General features: G+C 37.1%; 18 protein-coding genes. 7 read left to right on the top strand and 11 right to left on the bottom strand.

Annotation, left to right across the window (positions count from 1 at the left end):
- Nucleotides 1–13: 13 nt before the first annotated feature.
- Together CFK40_RS20385 and CFK40_RS20390 are read right to left on the bottom strand one after the other, a co-directional pair.
- The gene (locus tag CFK40_RS20385) at nt 14–328 is read right to left on the bottom strand and encodes a DMT family transporter (RefSeq protein WP_089534186.1); all 315 of its coding nucleotides are present in this window, start codon (nt 326–328) and stop codon (nt 14–16) included.
- Nucleotides 329–1,072 (bottom strand): DMT family transporter, encoded by a 744-nt coding sequence (locus tag CFK40_RS20390; RefSeq protein ID WP_227001833.1) that lies wholly within the window; start codon nt 1,070–1,072, stop codon nt 329–331. It abuts the gene before it with no gap.
- A gap of 107 nt (nt 1,073–1,179) precedes the next feature.
- On the opposite strand from CFK40_RS20390, the gene CFK40_RS20395 reads away from it, so the two are divergent.
- Entirely contained in the window at nt 1,180–1,776 is a 597-nt protein-coding gene (locus tag CFK40_RS20395; protein ID WP_089534187.1) for a TetR/AcrR family transcriptional regulator, read from the top strand.
- A 175-nt stretch (nt 1,777–1,951) separates the two neighbouring features.
- Complete coding sequence (locus CFK40_RS20400) at nt 1,952–2,491, top strand: HD domain-containing protein (RefSeq protein WP_089534188.1); 540 nt, start codon at nt 1,952–1,954, stop codon at nt 2,489–2,491.
- Between the two features lie 253 nt (nt 2,492–2,744).
- Here CFK40_RS20400 and rsgA read toward each other — a convergent pair whose 3' ends face one another.
- The 4 genes from rsgA to CFK40_RS21575 all read right to left on the bottom strand — a co-directional run bounded on the left by rsgA (nt 2,745) and on the right by CFK40_RS21575 (nt 6,901).
- Complete coding sequence (rsgA, locus tag CFK40_RS20405; protein WP_089534189.1) at nt 2,745–3,809, bottom strand: ribosome small subunit-dependent GTPase A; 1,065 nt, start codon at nt 3,807–3,809, stop codon at nt 2,745–2,747.
- Nucleotides 3,810–4,120: 311 nt separating this feature from the next.
- Entirely contained in the window at nt 4,121–4,945 is an 825-nt protein-coding gene (locus tag CFK40_RS20410) for an aldo/keto reductase (protein WP_089534190.1), read from the bottom strand.
- Nucleotides 4,946–5,009: 64 nt separating this feature from the next.
- The gene (gene abc-f, locus CFK40_RS20415) at nt 5,010–6,653 is read right to left on the bottom strand and encodes a ribosomal protection-like ABC-F family protein (protein ID WP_089534191.1); all 1,644 of its coding nucleotides are present in this window, start codon (nt 6,651–6,653) and stop codon (nt 5,010–5,012) included.
- A 116-nt stretch (nt 6,654–6,769) separates the two neighbouring features.
- A complete protein-coding gene (locus CFK40_RS21575) occupies nt 6,770–6,901 on the bottom strand; it encodes an RAxF-45 family protein (protein ID WP_264371381.1) in 132 nt (43 codons plus the stop codon).
- A 200-nt stretch (nt 6,902–7,101) separates the two neighbouring features.
- Here CFK40_RS21575 and CFK40_RS20420 point away from each other — a divergent pair, with 200 nt between their 5' ends.
- Together CFK40_RS20420 and CFK40_RS20425 are read left to right on the top strand one after the other, a co-directional pair.
- Nucleotides 7,102–7,713: a sterol desaturase family protein gene (locus CFK40_RS20420; protein ID WP_089534192.1), complete on the top strand. Its 612-nt coding sequence runs from the start codon at nt 7,102–7,104 to the stop codon at nt 7,711–7,713.
- Between the two features lie 180 nt (nt 7,714–7,893).
- Entirely contained in the window at nt 7,894–9,336 is a 1,443-nt protein-coding gene (locus tag CFK40_RS20425) for an amidase family protein (RefSeq protein ID WP_089534193.1), read from the top strand.
- 39 nt (nt 9,337–9,375) lie between these two features.
- Here CFK40_RS20425 and CFK40_RS20430 read toward each other — a convergent pair whose 3' ends face one another.
- Nucleotides 9,376–9,882, bottom strand: a complete 507-nt coding sequence (locus tag CFK40_RS20430) for a GNAT family protein (protein ID WP_089534194.1) — start codon at nt 9,880–9,882, stop codon at nt 9,376–9,378.
- Between the two features lie 371 nt (nt 9,883–10,253).
- Between CFK40_RS20430 and CFK40_RS20435 the strand changes: the two genes are divergently transcribed.
- On the top strand, nt 10,254–10,853 hold the full coding sequence (locus tag CFK40_RS20435; protein ID WP_089534195.1) for a biotin transporter BioY: 600 nt from the start codon (nt 10,254–10,256) through the stop codon (nt 10,851–10,853).
- 15 nt (nt 10,854–10,868) lie between these two features.
- Nucleotides 10,869–11,861 carry a biotin synthase BioB gene (gene bioB / locus CFK40_RS20440; protein ID WP_168927244.1) on the top strand — a complete coding sequence of 331 codons (993 nt, stop codon included), beginning with the start codon at nt 10,869–10,871 and terminating at the stop codon, nt 11,859–11,861.
- Between the two features lie 128 nt (nt 11,862–11,989).
- Here the strand turns inward: bioB and CFK40_RS20445 are convergent, their stop codons facing one another.
- Complete coding sequence (locus tag CFK40_RS20445; protein ID WP_089534196.1) at nt 11,990–12,553, bottom strand: DNA-3-methyladenine glycosylase I; 564 nt, start codon at nt 12,551–12,553, stop codon at nt 11,990–11,992.
- Between the two features lie 11 nt (nt 12,554–12,564).
- On the bottom strand, nt 12,565–13,407 hold the full coding sequence (locus tag CFK40_RS20450; protein ID WP_089534197.1) for a sulfurtransferase: 843 nt from the start codon (nt 13,405–13,407) through the stop codon (nt 12,565–12,567).
- 159 nt (nt 13,408–13,566) lie between these two features.
- Between CFK40_RS20450 and pepT the strand changes: the two genes are divergently transcribed.
- Nucleotides 13,567–14,799: a peptidase T gene (pepT, locus tag CFK40_RS20455; RefSeq protein WP_089534198.1), complete on the top strand. Its 1,233-nt coding sequence runs from the start codon at nt 13,567–13,569 to the stop codon at nt 14,797–14,799.
- Between the two features lie 63 nt (nt 14,800–14,862).
- Here the strand turns inward: pepT and CFK40_RS20460 are convergent, their stop codons facing one another.
- Both CFK40_RS20460 and CFK40_RS20465 read right to left on the bottom strand, forming a co-directional pair.
- Nucleotides 14,863–15,483, bottom strand: a complete 621-nt coding sequence (locus tag CFK40_RS20460; protein WP_089534199.1) for an NAD(P)-dependent oxidoreductase — start codon at nt 15,481–15,483, stop codon at nt 14,863–14,865.
- A 27-nt stretch (nt 15,484–15,510) separates the two neighbouring features.
- Entirely contained in the window at nt 15,511–16,131 is a 621-nt protein-coding gene (locus CFK40_RS20465; protein WP_089534200.1) for an alpha/beta hydrolase, read from the bottom strand.
- Nucleotides 16,132–16,162: the final 31 nt, after the last annotated feature.

Genomic DNA, 16,162 nt, shown 5'->3' on the forward strand with positions numbered 1-16,162 from the left:
TTCCGTAGAACTCTTAACTAACTGCTTTCAATCCAATTATGGTAAAAATAATACCAAGAACACAAAAAACTCTAAATGCATTCTTAGGTTCTTTGAAGAAGATCATGCCTATTATGACAGACCCTAGAGTTCCTATCCCAGTCCAAACAGCATAAGCAGTTGATAGTGGGATATCTTCAAGTGCGTAAGATAAAAATGTAAAACTAACAATAAAACCACCTATTAATACAACATTATTCATTAAATTATTACTTTCAGAAACCTTTTTAACACCAATAACCCCTATAATTTCAAATAATCCCGCAATAATAAGATAACCCCAAGACATTTACGCTTCCCCTTTCTTGTCGCTATCATCGGAAAATTTTAGTCCAATGATGAACAACGCTAATAAAAGAATTAATAAAATCTTCACCATTTTAAATGGCTCGTGGAAATATAAGATATCAACCAGTATTGTTCCAATCGTACCAATTCCAGTAAAAACTGCATAAGCAGTTCCAATTGGTATTTTCTTCGTAGCACGTATTAATAGTTCAAAACTAAGAAGCATGGCAATTAGTGTTAACAGCCCCATAGAATCAGATTTAAGACCTGCCGCCCAATAAATTTCCACTAGACCAGAGAGAACCAAGAACAACCATGCTACTCCTTCAGTTATTTCTTTTCTCTCATTCTTTTTCACTATCGGAAGACTTTTACTACTCGAACCTCTCTCCTGGCTAGTAACTTTTGAATCTTTATTTTTACTTTCCTTCTTTTTCTTAGGAAAAATTGTATAAGAAAAGCCCCAAATTGCATGAACAAAAAGAACTGTTATCCATAAAGAGCTAATTGAATTCGCTGAATCATTCTTATAAAACCCAATATCTTTATGAATAATCCAATCCTTTATATGCGTAACATACGATCCACTTGGTAAATCTGACGCTGATACTAATCCAAAAATTAAAGTGAATATACCATGTACCAGGATAAAAATAATCAAATGAATATAAAAATACTTTCTTTCCAGCCGTGCATGTTCAGCGCCATACTTTTTATTCTCTTGAAAAGTCATTTTAATTGTCATTCCTTTCCCCAAACCAACAATACAATCAATCACTTTTTTAATACAGTTGTATTATTAATAATATACCATATGCTTATGAATTAGTACACTTGTGTTATAATATAATCATGCCAAAATTAGTTGATCATAAAAAAAGAAAAATTAAAATAGCAGAAGCAACATGGAAGGTTATTGTCAACGAAGGTCTTGAAGAGGCATCTGTCCGTAAAATTGCAAAAGTAGCTAATATTTCTGTAGGGTCTTTGCGCCATTATTTTTCAACACAGTCCGAGTTATTTGTATTTTCCATGCAGCTCGTATCGGATCGAGTGGAAAATCGAGCAAAAAATAAAAGCTATGAAGGTACACCACTTGAAGCAATGCAGGATTTCTTAAGTGAATTTTTACCAATTGATATGGATCGCCGAATTGAAATGGAGGTGTGGTTGGTTTTCTCAACGAAAACACTTGTCGACCCTGCTTTAAAAGAATTGAGTCAAGTCGTTTATGATGACATGCATCAGGCGTGTTCCATGGTAGTAGAAAGACTCACTGATTTAGGTTTATCAAGTCCAAATTTGGATAAAAACATGGAAATTGAACGGTTATATGCATTGATTGATGGGATGGCGTTACATGGAATTCTTCATCCTGATCGATTTTCTGCTGAAAAAATGCAAGCTACTTTGAAGTATCATTTGGAATCATTGTGCGAGGGTGTATGAGTAAAGAACTTTTGGCTACCACCGAAATTCATCCCCACCTATTCATTGGGATTATCGCCCTTTATAGTCCTTGAGGTTCGGAAAATTCTTTCGGAGTACTGTTATAGCTTTATACATGTTAATTTCTAATACTATCCTAGTTTTAGAATATACTGTAACTAAGGAGGCAATTACTGTGAAACAAAAAGCCAAGGAATTTGCAGAGAAAGCCCATCAAGGACAAACGCGTAAAAGTTCAAATGTTCCATATATCACGCATCCGATACGTGTTGCGGAAAAGCTAGAAGGCGCTGGATTTTCAGATGCAGTAGTTTGTGCTGGGTATTTACACGATGTTGTTGAAGATACTACTTATGAAATAGAAGATATTGAAGCGGAATTCGGCTCCAGGGTAGCTGAACTTGTTGCAGCCCATACCGAGGATAAATCAAAATCATGGCAGGAGCGAAAACAACATACTATTGACATTGTGAAGCATGCTGAAATTGACGTTAAAAACCTAATCGTAGCGGATAAACTAGATAATTTGCTAGGACTAGAACAGGATCTGGATTCACAAGGAGAAGCTGTTTGGCGCAACTTTAATGCAGGCGTTGAACAACAAAAGTGGTACAATAGCTCAATTGTCGAAAATATGCTTGTTGGGATTAACCCCGAGGATGCACCGAGCTATTTTGCTGAATATAAGGATGCTGTAAAACGCGTGTTTGGATAGTTTGCAAGTGCCAGATTGTATTTTGAGTCTGTGGATCGACTTTTAGGAACCATGGATCAACTTTGAAAGGATGTGGATTGACTTTCTCGAGCTGTGGATCAACTTTTCGGGTTTGTCGATCGACTTACTGGTACTATCGATCAGCTCCACTCCACTTTCGATTAACTTTTAGGGTTTAGGGATTAACTTCTTACCCCTGTGTAAAAAAGTAAATGAAAACACCTTCCTATTCCTGAGGAAGGTGTTTTCGTTTTCATCGTTTTTTCCTAAATTTAGACTGTGTATGTTGCATCTTTGAAATCTTTTTCCATCTATTTTTTTCTTCTAATTGTGCTTTTTGATCTTGCTTTCTTCTTTCATATGCCAGTTCGCGCTGTAATTTTAAATAGCTTTTGAAGCGTTCATCCGATAATTCACCATTTGCTATAGCTTCTTGCACACGACATCCCGGTTCTGTATCATGCTGGCAGTCCGTAAACTTGCATTCGTTCTCAAGAACCTCAACGTCCTGGAAGGTTGCATCGATTGCTGTTTCTCCTTCCCACAGCTGCAATTCCCGCATGCCAGGGGTATCAATCAACAATGATCCATTTGGTAATCGAAACATTTCCCGGTGTGTTGTCGTATGACGTCCTCTACTATCTACCGTTCGTACATCCTTCGTTTCCTGTACCTTATCCCCAATTAACGTGTTAACTAACGTTGACTTCCCTACACCAGACGAACCAAGTAATGCACCCGTTTTTCCTGCTGGCAGGTATGTCAGTAATTCCTCTATTCCTTCCTTCGTTATGTTACTTAAAGGAATGATGGGTACACCGATAGCAACTTCTTCCACTTGGGCAATAATTGTATCAATTTCGTCTTGTGCGCATTCGTCTCTTTTTGTTAAAATAATAACAGGCGTTGCTCCACTTTCATACGTTGATAAAATATATCGTTCCATACGGCGTAAATTCAAATCATGGTTAAGTGAGTTCACGATAAAGACTGTATCCATATTAGCAGCAACAATTTGCGCTTCCGTCCGCGTTCCAGCAGCCTGGCGAACAAATTGACTCTTCCTTGGAAGAATGCGATTAACTACAGCTTTCTGCTCATCTACCAATTTTTGTACTTCTACCCAGTCACCTACAGCTGGATAATCCAGTGAGGAAACTACTTGATTTAAAAACTTCCCACTCAAGTGTGAAAAGTATTCCATTTCACCATCTAAAATCCGATAACTATTCTTTTGAACTGCAATAACGCGGGCAATTTTGTCTTCATCAATATCTTGGACAGACTGATCCCATCCAATAGTTTCAAGTTTGTTCAATTATTATTTCCTCCTAAAATGTCGGAGGAATGACCGTGCTTACGCTAATCGTTCCTCCATTTTGATATGTGTTTGTTGGTTGAGTGAAACATTTTTATAAATAGCCATTTAACACCACTCCTTTCAAAATGGATGAACAAGATTTCTATTAGTATACTACAAAATCGTTATCAGTGCTTTACTTATTTTTGCTTAATTCCAAATTTATTTAAGAAACCCTAAGAAATGACAAGGTTCGCTATTATTTCCCAGGAAATATAACATAAAAAAACAGACACGGAACAACTCCGCGCCTGTTTTTTTCCTTTATTCTATCGATTATTCATTTCACTTGGTTCAGGACCTTTACGCTCATTACGATCAAGCTTAGCAATCTTCTCCAAGTCTTCTTTGGTTAGTTCAAAGCCAAACACATCAAAGTTTTCTTCAATACGTGATGGTGTCACAGATTTTGGAATGACAATTCTTCCACTCTGTAAATGCCAACGAATGATAACTTGTGCAGAGGTTTTGCCATATTGCCGCGCAATTTCCTTGATCACATCATTATCCAATACTTCGCCACCCTGCATTAATGGGCTCCATGCCTCTAAATAAATATCGTTCTTCTGGCAAAAATCCTGCAATTTAGTTTGTTGTAAATATGGATGGCATTCGACCTGATTAACGACAGGTGTTACGTCACATTCATCTAATAAACGTTGTAAATGCTCAATATTAAAGTTACAAACTCCAATTGCTTTCGCACGGCCATCTTTATATAATTTTTCCATTGCTTTATACGTTTCTACATAATCATCATATTCTGGCGTTGGCCAGTGGATTAAATATAAATCAACATAATCCAAACCTAACTTTTCCAAGCTTTCGTCAAAAGCTTTTAACGTATTATCATAGCCTTGATCCGTATTCCAAACCTTTGTTGTAATAAATAAATCCTCGCGGGGAACATTACTAGTTGCGATTGCCTCGCCTACCCCTCGTTCATTTTTATATACTTTTGCTGTATCAATAGATCGAAATCCAACTTCAATTGCTGTAGATACTGCTGGTGTTACTTCATCTTCAGGAACCTGCCACACACCATAACCAAGTTGTGGCATGCGAAGACCGTTATTTAATGTAATAAACTTCATATTATTCGCATCCTTTCCTACTTTATTGTAGTAGTTTATCATAACAACTATTTCGTGGAAAAGATTATAGTTCTAGTGCGTCTAATTCCGTCCATTTTTGCCTTGCAAATGTAAAGCTTCCTTCGTACCTTGTTAGCTTACCACCCGCTACCAAATAGGTGAGCGGGAAAAGTCGATCGAGGAAATAACGATCATGTGATACAGCAATAATCGTCCCGTCAAATTGGTCCAATGCATCCTCTAAGACCTCTTTTGATTCAATATCCAAGTGGTTTGTCGGTTCATCCAAAATTAATAAATTATGATCCTGGTGAACAAGTTGTGCTAAACGCAATCGCATTTGTTCGCCACCGCTCAAACTGTTCACTTTTTGAAAAACTGTATTGCCGTAGAAGAGGAACTTTGCTAGTATCCCTCTAGCGTCTCCTTCCGTTACATGAACTTGATCACGAAATTCATCAATAATTGATCGTTTACCATTTATTTCAAGCATATGCTGGGATAAGAATCCAACTGATAAATTGCTTCCAAGGTGGATAGCGCCATCATCCACATTTTCTTTTTGTAGAATCATCTTTAGCAAAGTGGATTTTCCACACCCATTTTCACCGATGATCGCGATTCGTTCTCGAAACCTTACGTGCATATTCACACTCGTTAGCAGGGATTTTTCATTAAATTTTTTCGAAACGTCTTCAACTATAACAACGTCCTTCCCGCTTCGTTTGTTCATTTGAAAATCTAAATTGATCTTTTTTTGTTCTAAAATTGGCTTTTTCAATGTTTCCATACGAGCTAAAGCTTTTTCCATGCTTTTCGCACGACGATGTAATCCGTCATTTGGTGGGTTTGCTTGATTTGCCCATTCTTTTAATCGCTTGATCGTTTCTCTCATCTTTTTCATTTTCTTCTGTTGATCCTGGTATTGTTGAAACTCTATTAAAAGACGCGCTTCACGCTCTTTTACATAATTAGAGTAATTCGTAAAATATCGTATCAGTTCCCCTTGATCCATTTCTAAAATGGATGTAACTGTTTCATCTAAAAAGTAACGGTCATGTGAAACGATAACAACGGTACCAAGATAGCTTTTGATAAAATCAGTTAGCCATTCTATCGCAAACAAATCTAAATGGTTTGTTGGTTCATCAAGTAGTAACAAGTCTGGAGCTTTTAACAGAAGCTGAGCTAAACCAACCTTTGTCCGCTCTCCACCACTTAGCTGCTTCCATTCTTTTTCAGCTAAATCGGTTATTTGCAGCCCACTCATAATTCTTCTAATTTGTGAATCAATTTCATAGCCGCTATCTTCTTGAAACTTCTCCTGTAATGCGCCGTACTTTTCTATAAGCCGGTTTAGCTTATCAGGATTTTGCTCAGTAGCCATAGCATTTTCCAAATCTGTCATTTTCCGCTTCAATTCTTCTAACGAAGCAAAAACTTCATATAATAATGCTTCAACCTTCTTATTATCATCTATATCTGGAGACTGTTGCAAAAGACCAACAGTTAAATTTTTCTTCCAACTAATTGTACCTTCAGCTGGATCTGACTTCCTTGCCATTAAGTCTAATAAAGTAGTTTTACCTTCACCGTTCCGTCCGATAAGTCCAATCCGTTCATTTTCCTTTATTTCGCATGTCATATCACTAAAAATCATGTTAGCACCAAATGTTTGTGTTACATTTTTTAAACTACAAATAATCATTTTCTCTTCCTCCGCATAGCAGAGATCATCCAAAAAATTGCATACTAAAAAGACGACAGAGATATAAACTCCCCGTCGCCTTAAGCAATTAAAACCGTATAGCGGGTAGATGTCTCTTACTGGTATTTTACATTCATTTGTTTAAAAAAGGACAGACGTATCCCGTTGTTAACAAAATCAGCAAAAAGCGCATAACACATCCAGAGGTATTCTCTGAATTTTGTAATGCCTTTACCAGTTTGAAACATGTAACCCACCTCCTTTTGTAGTATTTTTAGTTTATTCTAAAAGGTGTTGAATGTCAATACGAAAAATTGGTCATTTCTGAGAAACGATAGGACCTGCGTTATGTTCATTTATGGAAAGTTTCAAAAAATATTGTGATATAATAAAGCATATATATGAGATCAAACATCATCCAATAAAAATAAGGGAAGGGATGACAGTTATGGGTAAGTACTACAAGGAGTTTGTCACATTTCCAGATGTCTTTGTTATGCTTGTTCTTTTTGTTCCATTCATGATATATACAGTTTTGCACATGCTACAATTTAATACCTGGATTGCCCTTGTAATTGGAATGGAGACTTATGCGACTAGTGAGTATATAGTTCATCGTTTTTTGTTTCATATGAAGACACCTAAGAATGCTTTTTTGTTAAAAACGATTAAGCGTTTACACTTTGATCATCATGTAGATCCTAAAGATTTAAACTTATTATTTCTACCACTTTGGTTTAGCCTTCCAAACTTCTTTATCGGTGCAGCAGTCTTCTACTTAATCACGGGTAACCTGCAACTGACGATAGCTTTTCTTGCTGGATTAATTGCTTATTTTCTTTATTATGAATGGAAACATTATATTGCCCATAAACCGATTCAACCGCGTACAAAATTAGGACGAAATACCAAAAGGGCTCATCTGTGGCACCATTTCAAAAATGAGAACTATTGGTTTGGCGTAACACACACTTCTGTCGATAAAACATTTGGTACGTATCGAGATCAAAAACAAGTAAATAAAAGTGAAACAGCAAGAAACCTGGAAAAGCGTGCTTGAGCGTGTAGCGCAATTCTATCTCAGTCAAATAGTGATAAGTAAACACATTTGTACTTACCACTTTCTTCTTTATTACTAACTACCATATAGTTTGGCACAACATTTTTATATTTTTCAGAGGAATTCCATTATCATAAATCGAATATATACCTAACACACATTTTTCCAGGAGGTCACTACATGTCTAAACAACTATTCCAATTCAATGAAGCAACGATAACGAACATACAACAATCAATGGAATCTGGTGAATTAACTGCCCTAGGGCTAACCAAAATGTATCTCGAACAAATTGCAAAGTATAACTCAACTGGTCCAAAGATAAATGCTGTAATCGAAATTAATCCTGATGCTTTACATATTGCCGAAGCACTTGATGTAGAACGTCTACAATCCGGTAAAAGAGGTCCACTTCACGGCGTTCCAATTCTTATTAAAGACAACATTGATTCAGGAGATAAAATGCATACTACTGCAGGATCAGTTTCTCTTGCTGATCATTATGCAAGTGAAGATGCCTTTGTGACAGAAAGGTTACGCGTGGCTGGTGCAATCATTCTAGGAAAAACAAATTTAACTGAATGGGCTAATTTTATGTCACAAGGAATGCCAAATGGCTATAGTTCAAGGGGTGGGCAGGTGTTGAATCCGTATGGCCCGGGTGATTTTGATGTCGGGGGTTCTAGTTCAGGATCTGGTGCTGGAGTTGCTGCTAACTTTGCAGCTGGTGCTATTGGTACCGAAACGGATGGGTCCATTTTAAGTCCTGCAAGTAGCAATTCACTCGTTGGTATTAAGCCGACTGTAGGGCTGACTAGCCGAACTGGTATTATTCCGATTGCACACAGTCAAGACACTGCTGGGCCAATGACACGGACGGTTGAAGATGCCGCTATCCTATTAGGCGCTTTGTCTGGTAAAGATGCTAAAGATCCAGCAACTGCAGTAAACGCCGACAGAATAACGGACTATATACCTTTTCTAAATAAACATGGATTAGAAAATAAAAGAATAGGTGTACCACGAAACTATTTATCAGAACTTGATGAGACGGAATTAACACTTGTTAATCAAGCTCTTGAGGATATGGAAAAGCTAGGTACTACCATCGTGGATCCAATTTATTTACCAAATGATCTTCCAGATTCAAGTGTATTATATCATGAATTCAAAAATGGAGTGAATGCTTATTTAGGTAAACTTCCGGTAAACTCCACTGTTCGTTCATTGCGTGATGTCATCAATTTTAATCAATCAAACGCAAACGAAGCTCTAGAATATGGACAAACTACACTAATCAAATCGGAAACGAAAAGCGGAGCACTTGTGGAAGAAGAATATATCACAGATCGATTAATGGACTTAGAATTTTCACAGGATAAGATGCAAGAAGTTATGAGGGAACAAAAGCTAGACGCTTTATTTTTTCCGAACTTTTATGGATCCAGTATTGCCGCAAAAGCGGGGTATCCATCCATCACGGTTCCGGCGGGATACACGGAAACTGGAAAACCAGTTGGAATTACCTTCACGGGATTAGCTTTTTCAGAAGCACAATTAATCGAGTTAGCTTATGCTTATGAACAAGCTACGAACCACCGGAAAGCACCTGTGTTAGAATAAAGCGATGAGCGATCCTATTTTTGGGGATCGCTCATTTTTTCAACCTTCATTCCAAACAATTTCACCGCATTGCTCTTCATGGTTAATGTTCACATCAAAATTGTGCTTTCTATAAAAGTGTTTCAATCGATTTACATGGTCAAAGTCACGCTCCACAATATCACCCGTAATATATTGCACGTTTTCATCATGAGCCAATTCTTTTAAATGATTCATTAAAATGGAACCATAGCCCTTGTTCTGTCGCCCTTTTATATCGGCAATATGAATAGTATTGTCATTTTTATAGTTGGTTTGAATGGCGGCGTCCCAATTTCCGCGGAATGATGCATCACAGTCATGAAGCATAATTTGACATGCCTCCGCACCTTTGTCAGCATAAATAACCACCCAGTTATTGTCATATGTCTGATCAATACTTATGATCTCCCACTTTTTTGCAATTTCTTTTATATTATGTTGCATACGGAAAAGCTGGATTTCTAGTGTGTCCAACTCCTCTTTTATATTATTTTTATTTTCTTCTAAAAAAGCTGTTCCTACCATTTAAATCACCTATTTATTATTGAATTGTGTCTAATTCCACACACAATTTGTTATTTTACAATATATGCAGCGTGCATTTCAAGTGTTAGATTTTTTAAAATAGTACTTAATACTCAGATGAAAAATGCCGATAACATGGGAAAGGATTTGCGGTAGTAGCAGACGAAGTAAGAAAACTTGCTGAACAGTTGAATAAAGAGATAAAGGCTTTTAAGTTAAAATAAAAATAGGAAACAGTTATCTCAAGTGGATAGCTGTTTTTTGTTTGTTAAAAAAACCTGTGAATTTATTCTCTTAGTATGGTAATCTATTTTATATGTTAACCTATTTAATTATAGAGTTTACATATAAAATAGAAAGGAGATTACTATGTGAAAAATACGAAATGGACACCATTGAATTTAACAGTAGGAAGCTTATTTGTAGCATTAACTGCGATTGGAGCCAATATCACATCGATTGCTCCATTTTTAGTAGTTGGTGGAGTTCCTATTACATTACAAACGTTTTTTGCTGTATTAGCAGGAATTGTTCTTGGTAGCCGTCTTGGAGCTTTTTCTATGTTTGTTTATATGATTCTAGGATTAGCTGGGGCACCAATCTTTGCTCAATTTAAGGGTGGAATTGCAGCCATTATTTCCCCGACGTTTGGCTTCATCTTATCCTTTATATTAGTTGCCTATGTAGCAGGAAAAATTGTGGAAGTAAAACGGAGCTTACCTATTTATGTAACTGCAGCATTGGTAGGTATGTCGATCAACTATGTCTTTGGAACAAATTGGATGTATGCCGCTTATCTCTTTTGGTTTGATGCTCCAGAAGGATTCACCTATCAATTAGCATGGTTATGGATGATGGTTCCACTACCAAAAGACATTGTTCTATCTGTTTTAGCGGGCTTTTTTGCTTTCCGTTTAGAACGAAGTGGTATTAGGAAGGTGCAAAATAAAAACCAAAAAAATGCTGCTTAAACAAGGAGGAGTATAATGTTGAATTTTAAATCACTAGCAAGCGATGTCGTTGATGGATATGAGATTTCAGAAGGTGAAGCGATGGAAATTTTGGAATGTCCTGATGAAAAAATTCTAGAACTACTAAATAGCGCTTACCAAATTCGAAAACACTATTACGGAAATAAAGTAAAATTAAATATGATTATTAACACTAAATCTGGTGCGTGTCCAGAGAACTGTGGTTATTGTGCACAATCTAGGGATTCTAGTAATCCGATCCAAAAATATCGAATGATGCACAAAGATACAATTGTAGCTGGAGCGGAAAAAGCTCATCAGTTAAATTCAGGCACCTATTGTATCGTCGCAAGCGGACGCGGTCCTACAACTCGCGAATTAAATCAAGTTACAGGGGCAGTAAAGGAAATAAAAGAAAAATATGATTTGAAAATATGTGCGTGTCTTGGAATCCTTAAACCTGGACAGGCAGAACAGTTAAAAGAATCTGGTGTTGACCGTTACAATCACAATATCAACACATCAGAAAACCACCATGATACTATAACAACAAGTCACAGCTATCAAGACCGAGTTGCGACGGTTAATAAAGCGAAAAATGCTGGAATTTCACCTTGTTCTGGTGTAATTGTTGGAATGAAAGAATCAAAACAAGATGTCATACATATGGCAATAGCATTGAAAGAATTAGATGCCGACTCCATTCCAGTTAACTTTCTCCATGCAATGGACGGGACATTATTAGAAGGAACGGATGAATTAAACCCATTATATTGTTTGAAAGTATTGAGTCTGTTTCGTTTCATCAATCCGACTAAAGAAATTCGAATATCTGGTGGGCGTGAAGTAAACTTGAGAAGCCTACAACCCCTTGGTTTGTATGCAGCAAACTCAATTTTTATTGGAGACTATTTAACAACAGCTGGGCAAGAAGGAACGAAAGACCATCAAATGTTAAGAGATCTTGGATTTGAGGTTGATTATGAAGGTAGTAAAATGCCTGTTTAGAGGTTCAGCTTGAAGATGGGGACTGAAAAGCATATGTGGGAAAGTGGATATACTTTTACATGACGGCAGAATACTAGGCCTTTCCAAAAGAGGCTGACCTAAATTTCCCAGTCAGCCTCTTTACATTATTAATCCTTTTTATGATGCAAGAAACATTCCTGCGTATGGTCATTTACCATTCCAGTTGATTGCATGTAAGCATAGCAAATCGTTGGACCTACAAATTTAAATCCTCGCTTTTTTAAATCTTTGCTCATTTTGACAGATTCATCTGTTGTGGCGGGGACTTCCTCATGATTCTTCCAGTCATTTAAAATCGGTTCACCACCAACAAAACTCCAGATATAAGTGTCAAAAGTTCCAAATTCTTCTTGCACGTTTAAAAATGCTTTTGCATTCGTCACGACAGAACGTACCTTTAGTTTATTGCGAATGATCCCTTCGTCCTGCAAAATCTCTTGGATTTTTTCCTCATCGTACTCCTGAATGACGGCTGGATCAAAATTATCAAATGCTTTGCGATAATTTTCTCGACGCTTCAATATAGTTATCCAGCTCAAACCTGCTTGTGCGCCTTCTAGACAAAGCATTTCAAATAATTCCTCATCATCATGTTTTGGTTTGCCCCACTCGTTATCATGATAATCGATGTATATCTGATCAGAGGTTGCCCAATCACACCTATTTTTCATTTTGCATTCCCCTACTCTTCTTTTGTTTCAACTTGATTATCTTCGTATGATATCCAATCGCTATAACTTCCTGGATACAATTTCACATTTTCATAACCAGCCATTTTCAATGCAATGATGTTTGGACAGGCTGATACACCTGAACCACAGGACACAATAATTTCATCGTCCTTAGCTAAACTATCAAAATTCGATTGCAAATCCTCATCATTTTTCCAGCGCCCATCCTCCTGCAAGACATCCTTCCAGAAGAAATTTTTCGCGCCTGGAATATGTCCCGCTTTCGCATACATTGGTTCTGATTGTCCTAAATATCTATCTTTTGATCGCGAATCTATTAACACCGAAGACTTATCTTTCATTTTTTCCTTCACTTGTTTCATATCTACTACTTGATTTTCCTGGATTTCAGGCTGGAACTTTTTCACTGCTGGAAGAGGTATTTCCGTTGTCACAACATTTCCTTCCTCTATCCAACGCGCGATTCCCCCATCTAACAAATAAACATTTTTATGTCCCATATAATCAAGCAACCACCACAGACGCGCCGCAAACATATCATTTTTTTCATCATAAATGACTACCGTTGTTTGTTGATCAATGCCAATTTCACCAAGCTTTTCAGCGAATATTTCCATATCAGGAAGTGGATGATTTCCTCCATGTTCTGAAGCAGGACTTGATAAATCTTTATTTAAATCCAAATACATGGCACTTGGAATATGCCCCTGTTCATAAGCTTTTCTTCCCTCATCAGGATCAGCGAGTGAAAAACGAACATCAACAACAACTATCTCCTCGGTTTTATTTTCTAATTTCTTTTTCAACCAATCAACTGAAACTAAATAAGACATTCCGAATCTCCTCCTATAAAAATTATTTCACAATACAGCTCTTCAAGCAATTTTCCAATACAGTATCTACCCTTTTATAAGAATTCGATATTTTTCTCTAATTCCCTTCTATGGGGTATGATAAAATAATCATAAACCACATTAGGAGATGACGATTAAATGAAAAAAGATTTAATTAACCGCCTCACTACATATGTAAAAATAGATACCCAGTCAGATGGAAAGAGCGAAAACACACCTTCAACTCCAGGTCAGTTAACACTCGCCAATTTATTAGTAGATGAATTAAAGGAAATCGGTATGAGTGATGTAACAATCGACGAAAACGGTTACGTAATGGCCACACTTCCTGCTAATAGTGAAAAGGATATCCCGACTATTGGCTTTCTAGCACACGTTGATACAGCTACAGATTTCACTGGAAAAAATGTTAATCCACAGCTTGTAGAAAATTTTGATGGAAATGATTTAGTACTAAATGAAGCGTTAAATGTAGTTTTAACAGGAAAAGAATTCCCCGAGCTCCCTGGTTATAAAGGTCATACGTTACTAACAACAGATGGAACAACACTTTTAGGCGCTGATAACAAAGCTGGAATTGCCGAAATTATGACTGCAATGGCCTACTTAATTAACCACCAGGAAGTAAAACATGGAAAAATACGCGTAGCTTTTACACCTGATGAGGAAATTGGACTTGGACCACACAAATTCGATGTTGACGCATTCGATGCCAAGTTTGCCTATACAATTGACGGCGGACCACTAGGGGAACTGCAGTTTGAAAGTTTTAACGCCGCTGCAGCAGAAATTACATTTATCGGGAACAGTGTTCACCCTGGTACAGCGAAAAACAAAATGGTTAATGCAGGAACCATGGCAGCTGAATTCATCGGCAAATTTCCAGAACTCGAAACCCCGGAACATACTGAAAAATATGAGGGCTTTTATCACCTAAGTTCCATCCTTGGCGATGTGGAAAAAACGCATGCTTCTTATATCATTCGAGATTTTGATAAAAAGAATTTCGAAGCGCGTAAAGCACATATGGAAAAAGCTGTTAAGGACATCAAAGAAAAATTTGGTGAGCATCATGTACAATTAAAGATGGAAGATCAATATTATAATATGGGTGAAAAAATTGAACCTGTTAAAGAAATTGTAGATATCGCCCAACAAGCAATGGAAAATCTCGCTATTAAACCGCTTATAAAACCCGTTCGTGGTGGGACTGATGGATCCCAATTATCCTTTATGGGATTACCTACACCAAATATTTTCACTGGTGGCGAAAATTATCACGGCAAATTTGAATACATTTCTATTGATAACATGGAAAAAGCAACGAATGTGATCGTGGAAATTTGCAGGTTGTTTGAAGAAAGTCAATGAATAAATAAATTTAAAAAGGAGAACGCATAGTATAATATGCAGCTCTCCTTTTTGGTTTCTATATTAATACGCAATCCCTACACGTGTATTTAAAAATTCTTTATTATCCACCAACGAATAAGCAAAAGCCGCGGTATCACCAACTGAAATTCGCTTTCCATCTTTAGGGAGTACATCTTTTTCAACACGATAATTCCCTTCCGCTTCTCCATCAGGTAGGTAAGTTGGACAAACTACCGTCCAATCCAAATTTGATTTTTCAAGATAGTGAAATGCGGCTAAATGATCCTCAGCAGCAGTCGTCTTTCTTCGTTTTGATTCACTTGATTGAAATCGGTACAAATCAGGCTCTAACCTACTGTTTAAAATTCCAGCCGTTCCAATTGTAATAATTTGTGTTAGTTGATTTGCCCCCATTGCTTCAACTACAAGAGGCATACTTCGAGACAGCGTATTAGTTTGATCTGTATTTAGGGCACTGATGATAAGATCTACACCATTCATTGCACGAGTTAAGTCAGTTCTATCTAATACATCACCTTTGAAAACCGTTAAATAATCAGACGTAAGTTTTAATTTTTCTGGTGTACGAACAAAAGCAACAACGTGATGTCGATTAGTTAATGCATGTTCAACAATTTTCCGACCAACCCTACCGGATGCCCCTAATATAAGTAGTTTCAACGTATCACCCTCTCGAAAGAAAAGCGCTTATTTCATGCCCCATCCAAAATTCTTTTGATACCATTCAGCAGCTTTTTCAACTTCTGCTCGCGACAACTGATGACCATTCATTTCCCAGTGTAGATCGACCTTAGCGTTCCCCTGTTCGAGAAGTTCTTTTAGTTCTTCCGATTCTTCAGGCTTACAAAGTGGATCATTTTTTCCTGCAGCAATAAATACAGGATGATCAGTCAGATCTGGAAGTTCAAGTCCCCGTCTCGGAACCATTGGATGATGGAGAATTGCACCTTTTAGTGAATTTGCGATGTGGAACAGCATGCTAGCAGCAATATTTGCACCATTTGAATAACCGATTGCCACTACATTATTCCGATCAAAACCATGATCTTTTGCTGCTTGATCAACAAATTCATTTAATTCGTTGGTTCGAAAAATAAGGTCTTCCTCATCGAAAACCCCTTCTTCTAAACGACGGAAGAAGCGAGGCATCCCGCCCTCACTAACATTTCCTTGTACACCAAGAACAGATGCTGTTGGATCTATCATGTCTGCTAATGGTAATAAATCCTCTTCTGTTCCTCCTGTTCCATGAAGCAACAATAATGTTGGTTTACTTTTATCTGATCCTTCTTTAAACAAATGTTTCATCTAACCACCCTTTCATTGTTCACCTACCATT

It is taken from the genome of Virgibacillus necropolis, assembly GCF_002224365.1.
In the GTDB taxonomy this organism is placed as follows: Bacteria; Bacillota; Bacilli; order Bacillales; family Amphibacillaceae; genus Virgibacillus_F; species Virgibacillus_F necropolis.